Source organism: Pseudomonas sp. KH_027, from assembly GCF_057838565.1.
Genome location: NZ_CM174470.1, coordinates 3,681,095 through 3,700,826, shown reverse-complemented (window position 1 = coordinate 3,700,826; position 19,732 = coordinate 3,681,095). Strand labels below are relative to the sequence as shown.

At 63.4% G+C, this 19,732-nt stretch carries 4 protein-coding genes; 3 read left to right on the top strand and 1 reads right to left on the bottom strand.

Annotation, left to right across the window (positions count from 1 at the left end; all coding sequences use genetic code 11):
* Window positions 1-3: 3 nt before the first annotated feature.
* On the bottom strand, window positions 4-14,454 hold the full coding sequence (locus tag AC3IYG_RS17305; RefSeq protein ID WP_489310485.1) for a retention module-containing protein: 14,451 nt from the start codon (window positions 14,452-14,454) through the stop codon (window positions 4-6).
* 348 nt (window positions 14,455-14,802) lie between these two features.
* On the opposite strand from AC3IYG_RS17305, the gene AC3IYG_RS17300 reads away from it, so the two are divergent.
* Genes AC3IYG_RS17300 through AC3IYG_RS17290 form a run of 3 tightly spaced genes read left to right on the top strand, consistent with a single transcriptional unit; the run spans window position 14,803 to window position 19,709 of the window.
* Window positions 14,803-16,170, top strand: coding sequence for a TolC family outer membrane protein (locus AC3IYG_RS17300; protein WP_489310483.1), 1,368 nt, complete (start codon window positions 14,803-14,805; stop codon window positions 16,168-16,170).
* Window positions 16,171-16,201: 31 nt separating this feature from the next.
* A complete protein-coding gene (locus AC3IYG_RS17295) occupies window positions 16,202-18,358 on the top strand; it encodes a type I secretion system permease/ATPase (protein WP_489310481.1) in 2,157 nt (718 codons plus the stop codon).
* On the top strand, window positions 18,348-19,709 hold the full coding sequence (locus AC3IYG_RS17290) for an HlyD family type I secretion periplasmic adaptor subunit (RefSeq protein WP_489310479.1): 1,362 nt from the start codon (window positions 18,348-18,350) through the stop codon (window positions 19,707-19,709). Before AC3IYG_RS17295 ends, AC3IYG_RS17290 begins: the two co-directional genes overlap by 11 nt.
* Window positions 19,710-19,732: the final 23 nt, after the last annotated feature.

Genomic DNA, 19,732 nt, shown 5'->3' with positions numbered 1-19,732 from the left:
TGGTTAGCTGTGGTCGACCTTCACCAGCGGATCCGCACCGGCGATCAGCGAGTTGACGATCTGCGCCGAGCTGCTGCCGTAGGTGGTCAGATCTATACCTTGTAACTGGATCGTCAGGTCAGCGCTAGCGCCAGTGGCAAAGCTGCCTGTAGTGCTGACCTGCAGCGTGTTGGTCGCGGTATCCACCTGCAGGTAGTTGAGGATATTGCCGTCGCTCTCCCCTTGCAGCAGATCGCTCAGGTTGATGCGATCACCGTCGGTGGCGCTGAAGTCCTTGATCACATCGCTGCCAACGTCGCCGGCACGCCAGACGAAGGAGTCTGCGCCCATTTCACCGGACAGTTGGTCGGTGCCAGTACCGCCAAGCAGAATGTCATCACCGCTGCCGCCAATTAGAGTGTCATTGCCGGTACCGCCTGCAAGAGTGTCGTTGCCCACCGCGCCACTGATGTTATCGCTTCCTGCGCCGCCACTGATGTAGTCATTTCCGGATCCGCCGGTGAGAGTCGAATCGCCCGACCCGCCGATAATCGTTTTGGCGGTGCTCGAACCGCCGTCGCTTACCTCAAGAGTAAGGGTCGGGGCGAAACCGCTGGGGAGCGCCGAGTTGGTGGTCAGATAGATCTTGTCAGTTCCCGCTGAGGTCGTTGCAGTGCTCAGCAGAGAGGTGTAGGTGCTCAGGTCATATTCACCCAGAGCGTTGGGAGCAATTTCCTGATAGGTGCCGTCGGCACGAACCACGCTGATGATCGAACCAACGGGAAGTTCACTCAGCTTCAGGCTGGTGAAGGTCTCCACCGTTCCCACCGTGTCCTGAATCACGGCATAGAGGTCCACCGGGTAGCTATAGCTGGTCAGGCCGGAAGGGCTTGGGTCTACTGCGATGTACTCGATCTGGAAGCCGTTGTTGTTTTGGCCGGAGGAGAAAGTATTGCTGGTGTCCTGGGCAATCGACAGGCTCTGCATATCAGAGCTGGTGGAATAGGTCACGTTCGCCAAGGTATTGCCGCCTTGGTTGAACAGGTCGCCGTCGATGGTCGACACGACTGTTGCTTTGGTGATTGTCCCGCTAACACCGCTGTAGGAAACCGACCAGGTACCGCCCGAATTCACCGTGGCGTTCAGCGTCACGGTACTCGTAGTGCCGCCGTTTAGCACATCCAGCACCAAGCTGACCTTGAGATTGAAGGACGAAACGGTTCCTCCCGAAGAGGTGATCGTTCCCGTTATCGGCTGGTTTACCTGAAGATCGCCAACCTCGAGAGTGCTACGAACCAGAACGGTGTCATCGCCCGCGTTCTTGAGCTTCAGGGCCATGTACTGCATGCCGTAGGGGAAGGTGAACCCTATGGCTTCGTTGCCCTCGATCCGCTGCGCTGCGCCGCCGTTGTCGCCAGACCCGTTTACTCCCAGGTCATTGCCATTCGACCAGGCGAAGACACCGTTACCTCCAGTGGATATGGTGATTCCGTTCCCGAAGGTATAGCTAGGCAAACCGTTCAGGTTGCCGTTATCGACGAAGCTAATTGTGTTCGTCACCGGAGAGCCAATCACCACCGACACATCACTGCCCGGTACTGCATCAGCCACCGGGTTGATGGTAATGGCGGTAGTGTCGATATCGTTCAGCGCGCCGCCTGCTCCGGTGTTGCCAAGATCGTTGGTGGTCATGGTCAGCGTGACCGTGCCACTGGCATTCGCAACTGGTGTGTAAGTCGGCTGGGTGGCCGGTGCAGCCAGGTAGGCGTTGATCTCGGTGAGCGTGCCACTCAGCACCACACTGCCAGTACCCGACCCGGTCACAGTGATACCGGCGGCGACTGCCGCGGTGATCGTGCCGCTAACAACGGCGAGGGTTACCGAAATAGCGCCTGATGCGGCATCGACGTCAGTGACCGACATACCGCTCAACTTGAGCGGCGTATCTTCGTTGACGGTGTAACTCGCCGGCAGGGTATTCGCCGGTGCATCGTTCACGGCGCCGACGTTGACGGTCACGCTGGCGGTATTGGAAGTCAGGCTGCCATCGGTGACGGTGTAGCTGAAGTCAGCCACGCCGTTGAAGTTGGCGTTGGGGGTGAAGCGTACGTTGCCGTTAGCATCCAGCACGGCGGTCCCGTTGTTGCCACTGGTGACGCTGGCGATGGTCAGCGGGCTGTTCTCGGTGTCGCTGTCGTTACCGGTCAACTGCGCGGCGCTGAAGGACACCGGGGTGTCTTCGCTGGCGCTGAGGCTGTCGGCGAAGGCTACCGGCACATCGTTGGCCGGGTTGACGGTCAGGTTGACGGTCGCAGTATCCAGCCCGCCGTGCCCGTCGTTGATGGTGTAGGTAAAGCTGGCCTGGCCGCTGTAGTTCAGGGTCGGGGTGAAGACCACATTGCCATTCACCAGCGCCACGCTGCCATGCTGAGCGTCCTGCACGGAGGTGATCGACAGGGTGTCGCCGTCGATGTCCGTGTCGTTGGCCAGCAGGATGCTTGGGTTGATGGTCAGCGCCTGGTCTTCATTGGTAATCAGGGCAGGGTTCAGCTGGCTCAGCTTGTCTTCGCCGAGTACCGAGTAGGTTCCGCCTTGGTTACGCAGCTCGACTTGCAACTGAGCATTGCCGGTCTGGTCCCAGTAGATGATTTCAATCTGGTGCTGGCCGCTTTGGCTGATGTTGAAGGTCGCGAATTCACGCGTGGTCGGGCTTTGGTTGCCGTCGAACTCGGCCACGGCCACGCCATCAATGCGAATAGTGAAACCATCGTCAGCGGTAACCCGGAACTGATAGGTCCCGGCATCCAGATTCACTAAGCCGCTGAGCTTGATGATCGCATCCGAGCTGTTGGCCGGATCGCCGGAGAGCGAGGCCGCGTCACCTTTGAGGAACTGCTGAAGCTTCTGGTCGCCACCCAGGCCGCCATCGGGGACTAGCCCGTAGTTCAGGGTTTTGCCGACGAATGTCGCGCTCGCCGTGTGGCTGTTAATGAACGCGGTGACGCCGCTGAGGTTGGTCAGGTTGCCGCCGTCGGTACCTTCGCGGTAGGCGAAGTACTCGCCTTTCAGGCCGCTGAGGTTGACGTCGTTGTTAGCCACCGGTGCGTCGTTCACCGGCGTGACGTTCAGTGTCAGGGTGTTCGGCGTGGTGTCGAAGGCATTCGACTGATCCTGAACCGAGAAGGTCAGGCTGGCGTAGTTGTTGCCATTGGCGTTAGCCGCCGGGGTGAAGGTCAGGCTGCCGATCTGGGCCACGGTGATGACCTGGCCCGCAGTCACGGCAACGCCGCCCAGGGTCAGTGAACCGGCGCCTGGCAGGCTGTCGATGCGCACAGCCTTGAGGCTGTCACCGGCATCCACATCAGTGAAACCAAAGTCGCCAGCGGTGAAGACCCGGCTGGTGTCTTCGTTGAGCGACACCGCGTTGTTGGTGCCAGCCGGCGCGTCGTTCACACCATTGACGGTGATGGTCACGGTTGCGGGTGCGCTGATACCGCCGTTGTTGTCGGTGGCGGTGTAACTGAAGCTGACCTGGCGGCTGGCGCCGGCGGCCAGATTGTCGAAGTCGCTGCCCGGGTTGAAGCTGTAAGTGCCGTTGGCATTGAATGTCAGGGTGCCGTTGCCATTGCCCACGCCAGTGGCCAGCGTGTAACTGGCCACAGTTCCGTCGACATCAGTGGCGGCCGGAACGCTGCTGTTCAACGTGGTGTTCTCGCCCGTTGTGCCAACGCCTGCAGAGGCGACTGGAACATCGTTAGTACCGGTCAGGGTAATGGTCAGCGTGCTGCTGCTGGACGCATTGTGTTGGTCGGTGACGGTCACCGGAATGCTGATGACCTGCTGCTGGCCGAGCGCCAGGCTGTCGTAAGCCGGGTTGCTCGGGTCGAAGCTCCAGACGCCGGCGGAGCTCAAGGTCAGGCCGGCGACGTTGGCGGTGGTGCTGTAAGTCAGCACGGCGCCGGTGTCGACATCGCTACCGGCGATCTGGCCGCTGATCACGGCCGCGCCTTCGCTCGCGGCGCCAGTGGCGGCGGAGATCAGGGGCTTGTCGTTGATGCCGGTAACAGTCAGGGTCAGGATGCTGCCGCTGGATGCGCCATGTTCGTCGGTGACGGTGAACGGAATCGGGATGATCTGCGTCTGGCCTTGCCCCAGCGACTGGTAGGCCGCATCGCTGGAGTCGAAGGTCCAGCTGCCGTTCGGGTTCAGGCTGAAACCGGCCGGCGGCGTACCGTCGACGCTGAAGGTCAGCACGGCGTTGTGGTCGACGTCGCTGGCCTGCAGTTGCCCGGAAACCTGGGTTACCGGCGTCAGCAGGTTGCTCAGGGTGCCGTTGTTGGCACCGTTGCTGCTGAGGTTCCAGCTGCCATTGGCGCCCGAGGCGGCGCCGACCGTGGTGATCGAACCGATCAGCGCGGACGGCAGGTTGCTCAGTGCCAGGTTCGAGTCGCCCACGCCGTCGAGCGCATCGGCCACGCCGATGACGATCTGGTACGTGCCCGGAGTGGCGAACACGTGGCTGAAGTTCTGCAACCCGGAGTTGCCGTTGTTGCCGACGGCCGAGATGCTGCTGAGAGTCTGAACCGGCTGACCATCGATCTGGATAAAGGCGAAATCGTTGTACGGCAGATAATCCGAGGTACTGAACTGCCAGTTGAAGTCGAAGCTCTGGTTCGGCTCGGTGACGACTACGGTAATGACAATGGCCGAACCGTCGATGGAGTTGGCGACCGGGCCGGGGGTGAACACGCCGTCTTCGACCGCGCCGGCGCTGGCAGGTGCGGCGATCGGAGCGTCGTTGCTGCCGCTGACGGTCAGGGTCAGGCTGCTGTTGCTGGTCGTGCCCTTATCGTCGGTGACGGTGAAGGGAATATTGATCACCTGGCTTTCGCCGACCTTCAAGGCCTGGTAGGCCGCGTCGCTCGGGTCGAAGGTCCAGCTGCCGCTGCTGTTCAGGCTGAAGCCGGCGGGCGCGGCCTGATTCAGGGTGAAGCTGAGCACGGCGCTGCCATCGGCGTCGGTGGCGGCCAGTTGACCGTTCAACTCGGCATCGTCCTCCATTACAGAAGCGCTGGTGCTGGTCGCGACCGGAACGTCGTTGGTGCCGGTAATGGTGACTTGCACGGAGGTGGTGGTGCCATCGGCCGCCGCCACGCTGAAGGTGTCGACGATGGTCTGGCCGGCACTCAGTTGCTCGAAGGCCGAATCGGCGGTGAAGCTCCAACTGCCGCTGGCGTCGATGGAGAAACTGCCATAAATGCCCTGGAAAGCGGACTGCGCGATGAACTCTGCGGGGCTGTCGACGTCGACGATGCTCAGTTGGCCACTGGTGGTCAGCGGGGCATCGGTCTCGTTCAGGTCAATCACGGCGCTGCTGAGTATGGCGGCATCGTTGCTGCCGTGGATGGTCACCTGGACGGTAGTCGATGTGCCATCGGCGGCGAGCACGGTGAAGTTCTCGCTGACCGACTGACCGATGTTCAGGTTATCGAGCGCGGTGCTGGCGATGTAGCTCCAGTTGCCGGCGGCATCGATGGAGAAATTGCCGTGGTTGCCCGGGGTATTGGTCTGTGCCAGGAAGCTGTTCGGGTTGTCGACGTCGCTGATCGTCAGTAGACCGCCGGTAGTCAGCGGGGCGTTGGTTTCGCTCAGGTCAATCACGGCGCTGCTGAGCACCGCGGCATCGTTGCTGCCGTTGATGGTCACCTGGACGGTAGTCGACGTGCCATCGGCGGCGAACACGGTGAAGTTTTCGATGGCCGATTGGCCAATGCTCAGCGTGTCGAGGGCGGAGTTGGCGCTGTAGCTCCAGTTGCCAGCGGCATCGATGGAGAAGCTGCCGTAGGTGCCCGGGGCATTAGTCTGCGCCAGGAAGGTATCCGGGCCGTCGACGTCGCTGATGGTCAGTTGGCCGCCGGTGCTCAGCGGGGCGTTGGTTTCGCTCAGGGTGACCGACGCGCTGGAGACTACAGCGGCATCGTTGCTGCCGGTGACCGTGATGGTGATGGTCGCCGGGGCGCTGACCGCACCGTTGCTGTCCTGGGCAGTGTAGGTGAAGGTAACCGGACGGGTATCGCCAGCTGCCAGGCTGTCGAAGTCGCTGCCCGGGTTGAAGCTATAGCTGCCGTCGCTGTTGAAGATCAGGCTGCCGTTGCCGGTGCCCGGGCCGCTGACCAGCGCATAAGCGTTGGTATTGATGGCGCTGTCGATATCGCTGGCGGTTGGAACAGTGCTGTTGAGCACGCCGTTCTCACCGGTGCCGGCGCTCGCGGAAGCGGCAACCGGGGCATCGTTGAGCGCATTCACGCCGACCGTGGCGGTGGCCGTGGAGCCGCCGCCCTGGCCGTCGCTGATGGTGTAGGTGAAGCTGCCGGTGCCGTTGAAGTTGCTCGCCGGGGTGAACACCACGTTGCCGTTGACCAGCGCCACGCTGCCATTCACCGCACCCTGCACGCTGGTGATGGTCAGGCTGTCGCCATCCACATCGCTGTCGTTGCCGAGCAGGGTCGCCGGGCTGATGGTCAGGGCCTGGTCTTCGTTGGTGACCAGTTCGCTGCCGACGGTGTGGCTCAGGGCCGTGCCGCCAAGTACGCTGTAGCTGCCGTTTTCGGGGCGTAATTCGACCTTGAGTACGGCTTGGTCGCCCTGATCCCAGTAAATGATTTCAATCTGGTGCGCGCCGCTTTCGGCGATGTTGAAGGTCGCCGATTCGCGGGCGGTCGGCCCCTGATTGCCGTTGTATTCGGCCACCACCACGCCGTCGACGCGGATGCTGTAGCCGTCGTCCGCGGTGACCTGGAACTGGTAGGTGCCGGCGGCGAGGTTGAGCGCGCCGGTCAGTTGGATGATGGCGTCCGAGGTATTGGCCGGGTCAGTATTCAGCGAAGCGGCGTCGCCGCCGAGGAATTGCTGCAACTGCTGTTGGCCGCCCAGGTCGCTGCCGACGCCGTTGCCGTAGTTCACCGAGGTGGCGATGAAGGTGGCGCTCGGGGCGTGGCTGGCGATGAAGGCCGTGACGTTGGAGAGACTCTCCAGGTTGTTGCCATCCGTACCCTGGCTGTAACCGTAGTACTTGCCGGTCAAGCCACTGACTACGCCGAAGTCGTTGTTGGCGACCGGATCGTCGTTCACCGGTGTCACGCCAAGGGTGACGCTGCCGCTCACGGTCGCGCTGCCGTCGTAGACGCTGTAAGTGAAGTTGCCCACGGTCTGGCCGGCGTTGTAGTCGGCCGGGCCGTTGTATTTGAGGCCCTGCAGTTGCTCGCTGGTCAGGATCTGGCCGTTGTTCACCGCCGTACCGTCGGCGAGGGTGACGCTGCCCAAGGTCGGCAGACCGGTGACGGTGATGGTCAGGCTGTCGCCATCGACATCGGTCGGCGCGGCGATATTCAGGTTGGTGCCGGTGCTTTCTTCGGCCACGGTGGCGCTGGTGCTGCTGACCACGGGCAGGTCGTTGCGACCCTCTATGGTCAGGGTTGTGGTGGTCGGCGTGACCCCGCCCTTGCCATCGATCACGTTGTAGCTGTAGGTCAGGGTGACGTTTTCGCCCACGGCCAGGTAGTTGTAGCGCGAGGGATCGACGCTGAGGGTGCCGTCCGGGTTGACGGTCACGCCCGCGGCATCGTTGCCGCTGATTTCCTGGAGGTTGCTGACGCTGATGGCGTCGATCGCATCTACATCGGCGGCGTTTTGCAGCAGGTCGACGCTGTAGGCGAGGGCATCTTCGTGGCTGACCGAGGCCACGGCGCCGCTGACCAGTGGCGCATCGTTGCTGCCGGTGAGGGTGACGGTGACGTCCTTGAAGGCGCTGGCGCCACTGCTGTCGGTCACGCTGACACGGTAGACCTGGGTCAGGGTCTGGCCCGCGCCGAGGAAGTCCAGGGCGCTGGCGGCGACGCTGAAGTTCCAGGTGACAATGCCTTTGCCGTCGCCAGTGGCGGCGTTGCTGATCACCGGAGTCAGGCTGCCCAGCGCGCTGCTGGCGCCGGAAACGGAGTCGGTGGCCGAGAGCAGCTGGGCGCTCGCGCTGTGGCTGTTGGACAGGTCGGCATCGCTGAAGGCCAGTTCGCCGCTGGCTGTCAGGTTGCCGCTGTTCTCGCCGTTGACGCCATCGGCGCGCTCGTCGACTGCGCCGGCGGTGCCATTGGTGATCGCCTTGTCGAGGGAAACCTGCAGCTGGTAGGTGGCGCCCGCGGGGATCGGGTTGTTCGGAGTGGCGCTGCCCGGGTACTTGCCCACCGAGATGTAGTAAGTGCCCGGTTGGCTGAAGGTGTAGCTCAGGTAAGCGTCCAGGCCGTTGACGCTGCCACCCGCACCGTTCTGGGTGCTGTTATCGTCGTTCAGCGCGATGCGGTTGCCGTTGGCGTCCCACAGGTGCAGGTAGGAGTCGAAGCCGCCGCTGTTGGTTATCCCATAGTCGATGTCGAACACCGCCGTGGTGCCGGCTTCGGTCACGGTGAACGCGTAGTAGTCCGCCGCGTTGCCGCCGGTGCCGTGGATCGAGACGAACGGCGTGGTTTCGGCGTTCTGTACGTCCGGATTGCTGCCGGTGACGAAGGCGCCGTCGAGGCTGATGGCGCTGGCGAAACTGTGGTTGGCGGCAGCCTGGGCCTTGACCACGATGCCGGCGTCATTGCCGATGCTGGCCAGCATCACCGGCGCATCGTTGCGGCCTTCGATGGTCAGGGTGGCGGTGGTCGGCGTGACCCCGCCATTGCCGTCGATGACGGTGTAGTCGTAGGTCAGGGTGACGCTTTCGTTCTCGGCCAGGTAGTTGTAGGCCGTCGGGTCGACGCTGAGGGTGGCGCCGCTGACGGTGACGCCCGCGGCGTTGTTGCCGCTGGTTTCGCTCAGGCCGCTGATGCTCAGGCTGTCGCTGAGGTCGGCATCGCCGGCGTTGGCCAGCAGGTCGACGCTAAAGCCGCTGGCATCTTCGTCGCGGGTGACCGCGATGGCGCTACTGATCGCCGGCGCATCGTTGCGCCCGTCGATGGTGATGGTGGCGCTGGTGGCTACCGAGCCGCCCTTGCCGTCGCTGACCTCATAGCTGTAGATGAGGGTCACGCTCTCGCCGACGGCCAGGTAGTTGTAGGCCGCGGGATTGACGGAAAGGCTGCCGGTGGCGGCATTGAAGGTAACGCCGGAGGCGTTGTTGCCGCTGGTTTCAGTCAGGTTGCCGACGCTCAGGCTGTCATTGGTGTCGGCATCGCTGGCGTTGGCCAGCAGGTCGATCAGTTGGGCGCTCTGATCCTCGTCGGTGCCGAGCGTGATGCTGGCGCTGACCACGGGGGTATCGTTCAGCCCGGTGATGGTCAGGGTCAGGATGCTATCGCTGGTCAGGCCGCCACTGTCGGTCACGCGGTAGGGCACCTCGATGGTCAGAGGTACGCCTTCGCTCAGGCTTTGGTAAGCCGCGTGCGTCGGGTCGAGTGTCCAGGCGCCGGTGCTGCTGAGCGCAAAGCCCGCCGGTGGGTTGCCGGTCAGGGCGAAGCTCAGGGTGTCGCCACTGTCGACATCGCTGGCGATCAGTTGCCCGCCAACTGCCGGGCCATCTTCGACGGCGCTGTCGCTGGCCGGGGAGGCGAGCGGTGCATCGTTGACCGCCGCCACCGAGATGGTCGCGGTGTTGCTGGCCGAGGTCGCACCACTGTTGTCGGTGGCGCTGAACTGGAAGCTGGTGTCGCCGTTCCAGTTGCTGTCGGGCACGAAGTAGACCGGGCCGCTGACCACCGCGCCAACGCTGAGCGGTGTGCCGCCGCTGGCCGAGGAGTAGAGGCTGCCGTTGGCGGGCAGGGAGTCGAGGGTGTAGCTGCTGACGTTGCCGTCGACATCGCTGCCGGCGAGGGTCACGGGAATCCGTGTGGATGGGTCTTCGCTGCCGCTGGCGACCACGGCGCTGGCGACCGGAGCGTCGTTGGTGCCGTCAATGGTGACCGTCACCGTGGTCTTGGTGCCGTCGGCGCTGAACACCTCGAAGCTGTCCTGGTGGCTCTGGCCAACATTCAGTTCGTTGTAGGCGGCGTTGGCGGTGTAGCTCCAGTTGCCGTCGGTATCGACGCTGAAACTGCCATAAGCGCCGGCATTGCCGGTCTGCGCGACGAAGGTGGTCGGGCTGTCGATGTCGCTGATGGTCAGTTGACCGCCGGTGGTCAGCAGGGCATCGGTTTCGTCCAGTGCCACATCGGCGTTGGAGAGGATGGCTGCATCGTTCACACCGGTGACGGTCAGCGTCAGGGTACTCTGGCTGCTGGCGCCATGCTCGTCCGTGACGGTGTAGGGCACGCTGACGGTCAGGGGAACGCCCGCACCCAGGTGCTGGTAGGCGGCATCGCCGGCATTGAAGGTCCAGGTGCCCGTGCTGCTCAGGCTGAAGCCGGCGGGCGCGTTGCCGACCAGGCCGAAGCTCAGGCTGGCGCCGTTGTCCACATCGCTGCCGAGCAAGGTGCCGTTGATGGTGCCATCTTCGCTGACCGCCGCGCTGCTGGCGCTGGCCACTGGCGCGTCGTTGGTGCCGGTCAGGTTGATGGTCAGGGTGCTTTGGCTCGAGGCGTTGTGTTCGTCGCTGACCGTGTAGGTGATGCTGATGACCTTCAGCTCGCCCTGGGCCAGCGACTGGTAGGCGGCATTGCTGCTGTCGAAAGTCCAGCTGCCATCGCTGTTCAGGGCGAAGCCGGCCGGGGCGCTGCCGGGCAGGCTGAATGTCAGGCTGGCGCCGGTGTCGGCATCGCTGGCCTGCAACTGGCCGCCGATCTGCGCGGGCTTGCTCACCAGGTCGATGAGGCCTTGCGGGTTGGTGCCGGATGACACCAGCGTCCAGGCGCCACCGTTGTTGGTCGCCGCGCCGGTGGAGGTGATCGAACTGATCAGCCCGTTCGACAGGTTGCTCAGGTTGAGCTGCGAGTCCACGCCCGTGTCGCCGCTGTCGGCAATGCCGATCACGATCTGGTAGGTGCCGGGGGCGCCAAAGGTGTAGGCGTAGGTCTGCAGGCCCGAATCGCCATAGTTGCCGACCATGGCCACGCTGCTCAGGGTGCCGGCGGGCTGGCCATTGATCTGCACGAAGGCGAAGTCGTTGAAGGGCAGGTAGTCGCCGGCTTTGAATTGCCAGTCGAAGGAGAAGGCCTGGTTGGCGTCGGTGGTGACCACGGTGATGACGATGGCCGAGCCATCGGTGGCGTTGCCGACCGCGCCAGCATTGCTCAGGCCATCTTCGACGGCGAACGCGGTGGCGGCCTGCGCCACCGGCGCATCGTTGGTGCCAGTGACAGTCAGTTGCAGCACGCTGGTGCTGGTGGCGCCGTTGCTGTCGGTGACGGTGAAGGGGACGTCGAGGCTCAGCGTCGCCCCTTCGGCGAGGTTCTGGTAGGCGGCATTGCCGGTGTCCAGTGTCCAAGTGCCGGTGGCGGCGTTGAGGCTGAAACCGGCCGGCGCGGTGCCGTTCAGGCTGTAGCTGAGTACGTCGCCGTTATCGACATCGCTGGCGAGCAACTGGCCGCTGGCGAGGCCACTGTCTTCCGTGGCGGCGGCACTGCTGTCTTCGGCAATCGGCGCATCGTTGGTGCCGGTGACATTGAGGGTGATGACGCGGGTGTCGGTGGCGCCGTTGCTGTCGGTGACGGTGAAGGGGACGTCGAGGCTCAGGGTTTGCCCGGCGGCGAGGTTCTGGTAGGCGACATTGCCGGTGTCCAGCGTCCAGATGCCGGTGGCGGCATTGAGGCTGAAACCGGCCGGCGCGGTGCCGTTCAGGCTGTAGCTGAGTACGTCGCCGTTATCGACATCGCTGGCGAGCAGTTGGCCGCTGGCGAGGCCGTTGTCTTCCGTGGCGGCGGCGCTGCTGCCTTCGGCAATCGGCGCATCGTTGGTGCCGGTGACGGTCAGTTGCAGCACGCTGGTGCTGGTGGCGCCGTTGCTGTCGGTGACGGTGAAGGGGACGTCGAGGCTCAGCGTCGCCCCTTCGGCGAGGTTCTGGTAGGCGGCATTGCCGGTGTCCAGCGTCCAGGTGCCGGTGGCGGCATCGAGGCTGAAGCCGGCCGGCGCGGTGCCGTTCAGGCTGTAGCTGAGTACGTCGCCGTTATCGACATCGCTGGCGAGCAGTTGGCCGCTGGCGAGGCCATTGTCTTCCGTGGCGGCGGCGCTGCTGCCTTCGGCAATCGGCGCATCGTTGGTGCCAGTGACAGTCAGTTGCAGCACGCTGGTGCTGGTGGCGCCGTTGCTGTCGGTGACGGTGAAGGGGACGTCGAGGCTCAGGGTTTGCCCGGCGGCGAGGTTCTGGTAGGCGACATTGCCGGTGTCCAGCGTCCAGGTGCCGGTGGCGGCATTGAGGCTGAAACCGGCCGGCGCGGTGCCGTTCAGGCTGTAGCTGAGTACGTCGCCGTTATCGACATCGCTGGCGAGCAGTTGGCCGCTGGCGAGGCCATTGTCTTCCGTGGCGGCGGCACTGCTGCCTTCGGCAATCGGCGCATCGTTGGTGCCGGTGACGGTCAGTTGCAACACGCTGGTGCTGGTGGCGCCATTGCTGTCGGTGACGGTGAAGGGGACGTCGAGGCTCAGGGTTTGCCCGGCGGCGAGGTTCTGGTAGGCGGCATTGCCGGTGTCCAGCGTCCAGGTGCCGGTGGCGGCGTTGAGGCTGAAACCGGCCGGCGCGGTGCCGTTCAGGCTGTAGCTGAGTACGTCGCCGTTATCGACATCGCTGGCGAGCAACTGGCCGCTGGCGAGGCCGTTGTCTTCCGTGGCGGCGGCACTGCTGCCTTCGGCAATCGGCGCATCGTTGGTGCCGGTGACGGTCAGTTGCAACACGCTGGTGCTGGTGGCGCCATTGCTGTCGGTGACGGTGAAGGGGACGTCGAGGCTCAGGGTTTGCCCGGCGGCGAGGTTCTGGTAGGCGGCATTGCCGGTGTCCAGCGTCCAGGTGCCGGTGGCGGCGTTGAGGCTGAAACCGGCCGGCGCGGTGCCGTTCAGGCTGTAGCTCAGTACGTCGCCGTTATCGACATCGCTGGCGAGCAACTGGCCGCTGGCGAGGCCGTTGTCTTCCGTGGCGGCGGCACTGCTGCCTTCGGCAATCGGCGCATCGTTGGTGCCAGTGACAGTCAGTTGCAGCACGCTGGTGCTGGTGGCGCCGTTGCTGTCGGTGACGGTGAAGGGGACGTCGAGGCTCAGCGTCGCCCCTTCGGCGAGGTTCTGGTAGGCGGCATTGCCGGTGTCCAGTGTCCAAGTGCCGGTGGCGGCGTTGAGGCTGAAACCGGCCGGCGCGGTGCCGTTCAGGCTGTAGCTGAGTACGTCGCCGTTATCGACATCGCTGGCGAGCAACTGGCCGCTGGCGAGGCCGTTGTCTTCCGTGGCGGCGGCGCTGCTGCCTTCGGCAATCGGCGCATCGTTGGTGCCGGTGACATTGAGGGTGATGACGCGGGTGTCGGTGGCGCCGGATGGGTCGGTGACGGTAACGGTGAAGCTGTCGCTGGGTTGGTCGCCAGCCTGCAAGGCATTCACCGCAGCGGCATCGACTATGTAGGTGTAGCTGCCATCCGGGTTGACGGTCAGTTGGCCGTAGCTACCGGCGGCGCTGCCGCTCCAGGTCAGGGTGCTGTCGTCGACGTCAGTGGCGGCTAACTGGCCGGTGATGTCGGCGTAGCTGTCGGCGACGGCGCTGTCGACGATATCGGTTGCATAGCTGCCGCTGGCCACGGGCGCATCGTTTACCGCTGTTACGCCAAGGTTGACGGTCAGCGGCGAGGACGCGCCAAGGCCGTCGATGACCAGGACTGCAAAGCTGTCCGGGCCGTTGTAGTCCTGGTTCGGGCTGTACTGCCAGGTGCCGTCGGCATTCAGCGTCAGGCTGCCATTGGTTGGCGCCTGGGTCAGGCTGAAGGTGTAGGGATCGCCATTCGGATCGCGGGCGGTGAAGGTGCCGCTCAGGGGGGTGTCTTCTGCGGTGACCAGGTTCAGGCTACCGGCGAGCGGGCTGCCATCGGCGGCGCTGAATGCCGGGGGCAGGTTGGGGGTCTGGGGGTCCTGGATCACTTCAGTGCCCGTGTCGGCGAGTGCCAGTAGTTGGGTGTCGAAGCCGATTTCGGCTTGCAACTGGCTGGCCGTTGTTTCCAGCATCACGAAGCTGTGGCCGCCGCCCACCGAGCCGCCACTGCTGCCGGCCCCCGGGCCTGCTGCGGTGGGCGCGAATGCTTGAGTCGGGTCGACACCGGCAGCGATGGCTTGCTGCAGTTCGTCGGCCGACGGGCTGGCCGATGGTTCGGTGGCGGGCGTCTGCGCGTCGAGCTCGGCGCTGCTCCATTGTGTGTCGCGACCCAGGTCGACGATACGGCCATCGGCCAGCTCCAGGCTGACCATGCCGGACGGGCCGGTTGCTATCTGCTCGCCCTTGAACAGGCGGTCACCCTCTATGAGCACACGCTGCGCGCCTTCAGGCGTAAGCGCGATGACTTGGCCAACGATGCTTTTTACGATGGCAACAACACTGCTCATGGGTGACGCTCCTTGTGAGTGCTGGCTTGAGGCTGCCATGTAATTCCATGGCGTGGTGATGCCGGCGCAGCGGGGAAGCTGTAGTTAGATATGGTATAAGTTTGGCGTCAATTTATTGTCTTTATGACGACTGGCTATTAAGTTTATGCCAAAGTATTGACCAGTCAGCCTCAATCCTAAACAATCCGCACGGTCATGTCACTTTGATATTGTAATGTGGTGGCGCGGACCGTAATCCGAGGCTCTAGCTCCGCTCAGACGCAGTAAACATGCGCTGTTCAGGCATTTTCTCAATAGTGGCATTTGTCTAAAAATGGACGTTCATCGCCTCAAAGGAAGCTAATTAAAATGCGCATGCCTTTCTTTACCGCTTTGCCTCTGGTTTTTGGCGCCAGTTTTCAGGTGCAAGCTCAAAGTCTGCCTGAGGCCATGCAAGGGGCTTTGGATGTTCATCCGGAAGTGCAAGCTGCAGTAAATAGCCGGTTGTCCGCTGACTACCAGCTCAAGGCCGCCAAGGGTGGTTACCTGCCGAAGGTCGATTTGCTCGGTGGCATCGGTCGTGAAGGCACCGATGATCCGGGTAGCCGGTCCACGAACAGCGGCAATGGTTCCGACAATCATTGGGAAACCCTGACCCGCAGTGAGTCCAGCCTGCGTCTGCAGCAAATGGTGTTCGATGGTTTTGCGACCTCCAGCGAAGTCGGTCGCCAGCAAGCGACGGTCAACTCGCGAGCCTACTCGCTGTTGGGCACTGCCGAACGTACTGCCCTGGATGTGGCCCAGGTGTATCTGGAAGTGCTCAAGCGCCAGGAAATGGTGCGCTTCGCCGAAGACAACCTGAAAAGTCACACCCGCATCTATGACCAGATCAGCCTGCGCAGCGAGCGCGGTGTGGGCAGCACGGCCGACCGCGACCAGGCCGATGCGCGTCTGGCCCAGGCCCGCAACAACCTGATTACCGAACAGACCAACCTGGCGGATGCCCGCACCAACTTCATCAGCGTGGTCGGTGCCGAGCCGACCGAGCTGGTCCTGCCGCAGGGCCTGCCGGGCCAGTTGCCGGAAACGCTTGACGATACCAAGCGGCAGATGCTGGCAAACAGCCCGGTGCTGCGTTCGGCCGAGTCCGATGTGGCGGCCACCGAGAAGCAGTACGAGGCGGCCAAGTCGACCTTCTACCCGCGTTTCGATGCCGAGCTGTCGCGCAGCGCGGACAACGACGTGGATGGTCAGGACGGCCACGTCAACGATTGGCAGGCCATGCTGCGCATGCGCTACAACCTGTACGCCGGCGGCAGCAACAAGGCGGACCTGGAATCCAAGTCCTACCAGATCAACGAAGCCCTGGATATTCGCAACAACGCCCTGCGCGTACTCAGCGAAGAAGCCGGTCTGGCCTGGAATGCGCTGTACAACGCCCGCGAGCAAAAACCGATCGCGGCGCAGTACGTCGACTACAGCAGCCGCGTGCGCAGTTCGTATCAGAAGCAGTTCAGCCTGGGTGAGCGTACGCTGCTCGACTTGCTGGACAGCGAGAACGAACTGTTCACCGCACAACGTCGTTTGGCGGATGTGACCTACACCGAATTGTTTACTCAGTACCGGATCAAAGCCACCATGGGCGAGTTGCTCAAGAGTCAGGGCGTAGTCGCACCTTTGGCGTCGGTGGTGCAGAACGACGTGAAAACTAACGTGAGCCTGCCCGGTTTGAATTGAGCGCTAACCCGCTAAAGGAAAGAGTGCCAGCGTGGAATCAGAAGTCAGTCGAGTGCAACTCAGCCATGATCCACGCGGGCAGCATGACGATCCTTTATTGGACAGTCTGCTATCGCTCTGCGCCCTGCATCAAAAACCGACCAGCCGAGCGACGCTGACCACCGGTTTGCCATTGCCCAAACAACGCATGACGGCCGAGCTGCTAGCCCGTGCGGCAGCGCGGGTCGGGCTGCAAGGGCGGTTGTTGCGCCGCAGCCTGGAGCAGATCCCGGTGATTGCGATGCCGGCGATGCTGTTGCTCAAGGACGGCCGCAGCGCCGTGCTGCTGGGGTGGGGCGCCGATGGCCGGGCGCGGCTGATGCTCAGCGAGAGCGAAGGCGGCGAGGTCAAGGTGGCGCCGCAGCTGTTGGCCGAGGATTACCTCGGCCAAGTGTTTTTCGCCCAACCACGGCACAAGTTCGATCTCAACCACGGTGAGCTGATCCCGCGTACCCGGACCTGGTTCCGCGACACGCTCAAGCGCTCGCGCTGGCTGTATGTCGATGCCGTCGCCGCCAGCCTGCTGATCAACCTGATCGGTCTGGGCGCGCCATTGTTCGTCATGAACGTCTACGACCGGGTGGTGCCGAACCAGGCCACCGCGACCCTCTGGGTTCTGGCCATCGGGATCTCCGGCGCCTATCTGTTCGACCTGCTGCTCAAGACCATGCGCGGCCTGTGCCTGGACCTGGCGGGCAAGAAGACCGACCTGATCATTTCCGCGACCCTGTTCGAGCGCATCGTCGGCATGACCATGCGCAATCGCCCGGCGCGCATCGGCAGCTTCGCGCAGAACATCCACGAGTTTCAAACCCTGCGGGATTTTCTCGCCTCGCTGACCCTGACCACGCTGATCGATCTGCCCTTTACCTTGTTGGTGCTGCTGGTGATCGCCATGCTCGGCGGGCATCTGGTGTGGATTCCGGTGGTGGCTTTTCCGCTGGCGCTGTTGATCGGCTACCTGTTGCAGAAGCCCCTGGTCGAGACCATGGACCGCACCATGTCGCTGTCCGCCGAGCGCCAGTCCAGCCTGATCGAGACCCTCGCCGGGCTCGATGCGGTCAAGGTGAATAACGCCGAGAGCGAGCGCCAGTACCTGTGGGAGCAAACCATTGGCACCCTCAGTGGCCTGGAGCTGCGGGTGCGCATGCTCTCCAGCCTGGCGATGAACATCACCCAGATGATCCAGCAGATCGCGGGCGTGGTGATGATCATCTTCGGTGTCTACCTGATCATCGACGGCCATCTGAGCATGGGCGGCCTGATCGCCTGCTACATGCTCAGCGGCCGCGCCCTGGGGCCACTGTCGCAGCTCTCCGGGCTGCTGACCCGTTACCAGCAGGCACGGCTGACGATGACCTCGGTCGACCACATGATGGACCTGCCGCAGGAGCGCCAGGAGGACGATCGGCCCCTGACCCGCCAGCGTGTGCAGGGCGCCATCGAAATGCGCCAACTGGATTTCGTCTACCCGCAGCAGCAGACCTTCGCGCTGAAGAACATCAACCTGGTGGTTCGTCCGGGCGAGAAGATCGGCATCATCGGCCGCAGCGGTTCGGGCAAGAGTTCGCTGGCCAAGCTGCTGGTCGGGCTTTATCAGGCCGACGCCGGCAGCTTGCTGGTGGACGGCGTGGATATCCGCCAGCTGGATGTCAGCGAGCTGCGCCACAACATCGGCTATGTGCCGCAAGACATCCAACTGCTCAGCGGCACGCTGCGCGACAACCTGGTGACCGGCGCGCGCTATGTGGAAAACGACCAGTTGCTGCAAGCCGCCGAGCTGGCCGGTGTGCACGAGTTCGCCCGGTTACACCCGCAAGGCTATGAGTTGCAGGTCGGCGAGCGTGGCCAGAATCTCTCCGGCGGGCAGCGGCAGAACGTTGCCCTGGCGCGCGCGTTGTTGCTCGATCCGCCGATCCTGCTGCTGGATGAGCCGACCAGCTCCATGGACAACACCGGCGAAGAAAATCTCAAGCAGCGGCTGGCGGCGGTTATCGTCGACAAGACCGTGTTGCTGGTCACCCACCGGGCCTCGATGCTGACGCTGGTGGATCGGCTGATAATCATCGACAAGGGCCAGATCATTGCCGACGGTCCGAAGGATGCGGTTATGGAAGCGTTGAAGAAGGGCCAGATCAGTGTCGCTTAAGCCCTTGCTCAGCAGCCTCCAGCGTTACTTCAAAGGGTCCGATTCGGTCGAGGGGCAGCCGCTGCCCGCGGTCAGCAAGGCGTTGGTCGAAGACGCCCCGCGTGTGGTGCGGCTGACCATCTGGAGCTTGATCGGGTTCTTCCTGTTCCTGTTGGCCTGGGCGCACTTCGCGGTGGTCGACGAGGTGACGCGTGGCGACGGCAAGGCGATTCCGTCCTCCAAACTGCAAAAAATCCAGAACCTCGAAGGCGGCATTGTCTCCGAGCTGTTCATTCGCGAGGGGCAGATCGTCAAGGTCGGTGATCCGCTGTTGCGCCTGGATGACACCCGCTTCGCCTCGAATGTCGGCGAAACCGAGGCCGATCGCTTGTCTTGGCTGCTGCGTCTGGAGCGCTTGAGTGCCGAGACCGAAGGGCGCCCGTTGCTGATTACCGACGAAACCCGCGCCAAGGCGCCGGGTCTGGCCGCCAGCGAACAATCGCTGTACGAGAGCCGCCAGCAGCAATTGCATGACGAAGTCGCCGGGCTCGAGGAGCAACTGATCCAGCGTAAACAGGAGCTGCGCGAGTTCGCCTCCAAGCAGGCGCAATACCGCAGCAGCCTGAACCTGCTGCGCCAGGAAATTCAGATGTCCGAGCCGCTGGTGGCGGAAGGGGCGATTTCCCAGGTCGAAGTGCTGCGGCTGCGGCGTGCGGAAGTCGAAAACCGCGGGCAGATGGATGCCACCGGCCTGGCGATACCGCGTGCCGAGTCGGCGATCAAGGAAGTCGAGCGCAAGATCGACGAAACCCGTGGGCGCTTTCGCAGCGAGGCTCTGGCGCAGTTGAACGAGGCGCGTACCGAGCTGAGCAAGACCGAAGCCACCGGCAAGGCGCTGGAGGACCGGGTCAATCGCACGTTGGTGACCTCGCCGGTGCGCGGTATCGTCAAGCAGCTGCTGGTCAATACCATCGGTGGCGTGATCCAGCCGGGTAGCGACCTGGTGGAAATCGTGCCGTTGGACGATACCCTGCTGGTCGAAACCCGCATCCGCCCGCAGGACATCGCCTTCCTGCATCCGGGGCAGGAGGCCGTGGTCAAGTTCACCGCCTACGACTACACCATTTATGGGGGCTTGAAGGCCAAGCTGGAACAAATCAGTGCCGACACCATCACCGATGAAGAAGGCAACAGCTTTTACCTGATCAAGCTGCGCACCGATAAGAGCCACCTGGGGACAGAGGAAAATCCGCTGTTGATCATTCCCGGGATGGTCGCTTCGGTGGACATCATCACCGGCAAGAAGAGCATTCTCAGCTACCTGCTCAAGCCGATCCTGCGGGCCCGCGCCGAGGCCTTGCGCGAACGTTGAAGCCGACGATTCCGTAGGCGCGG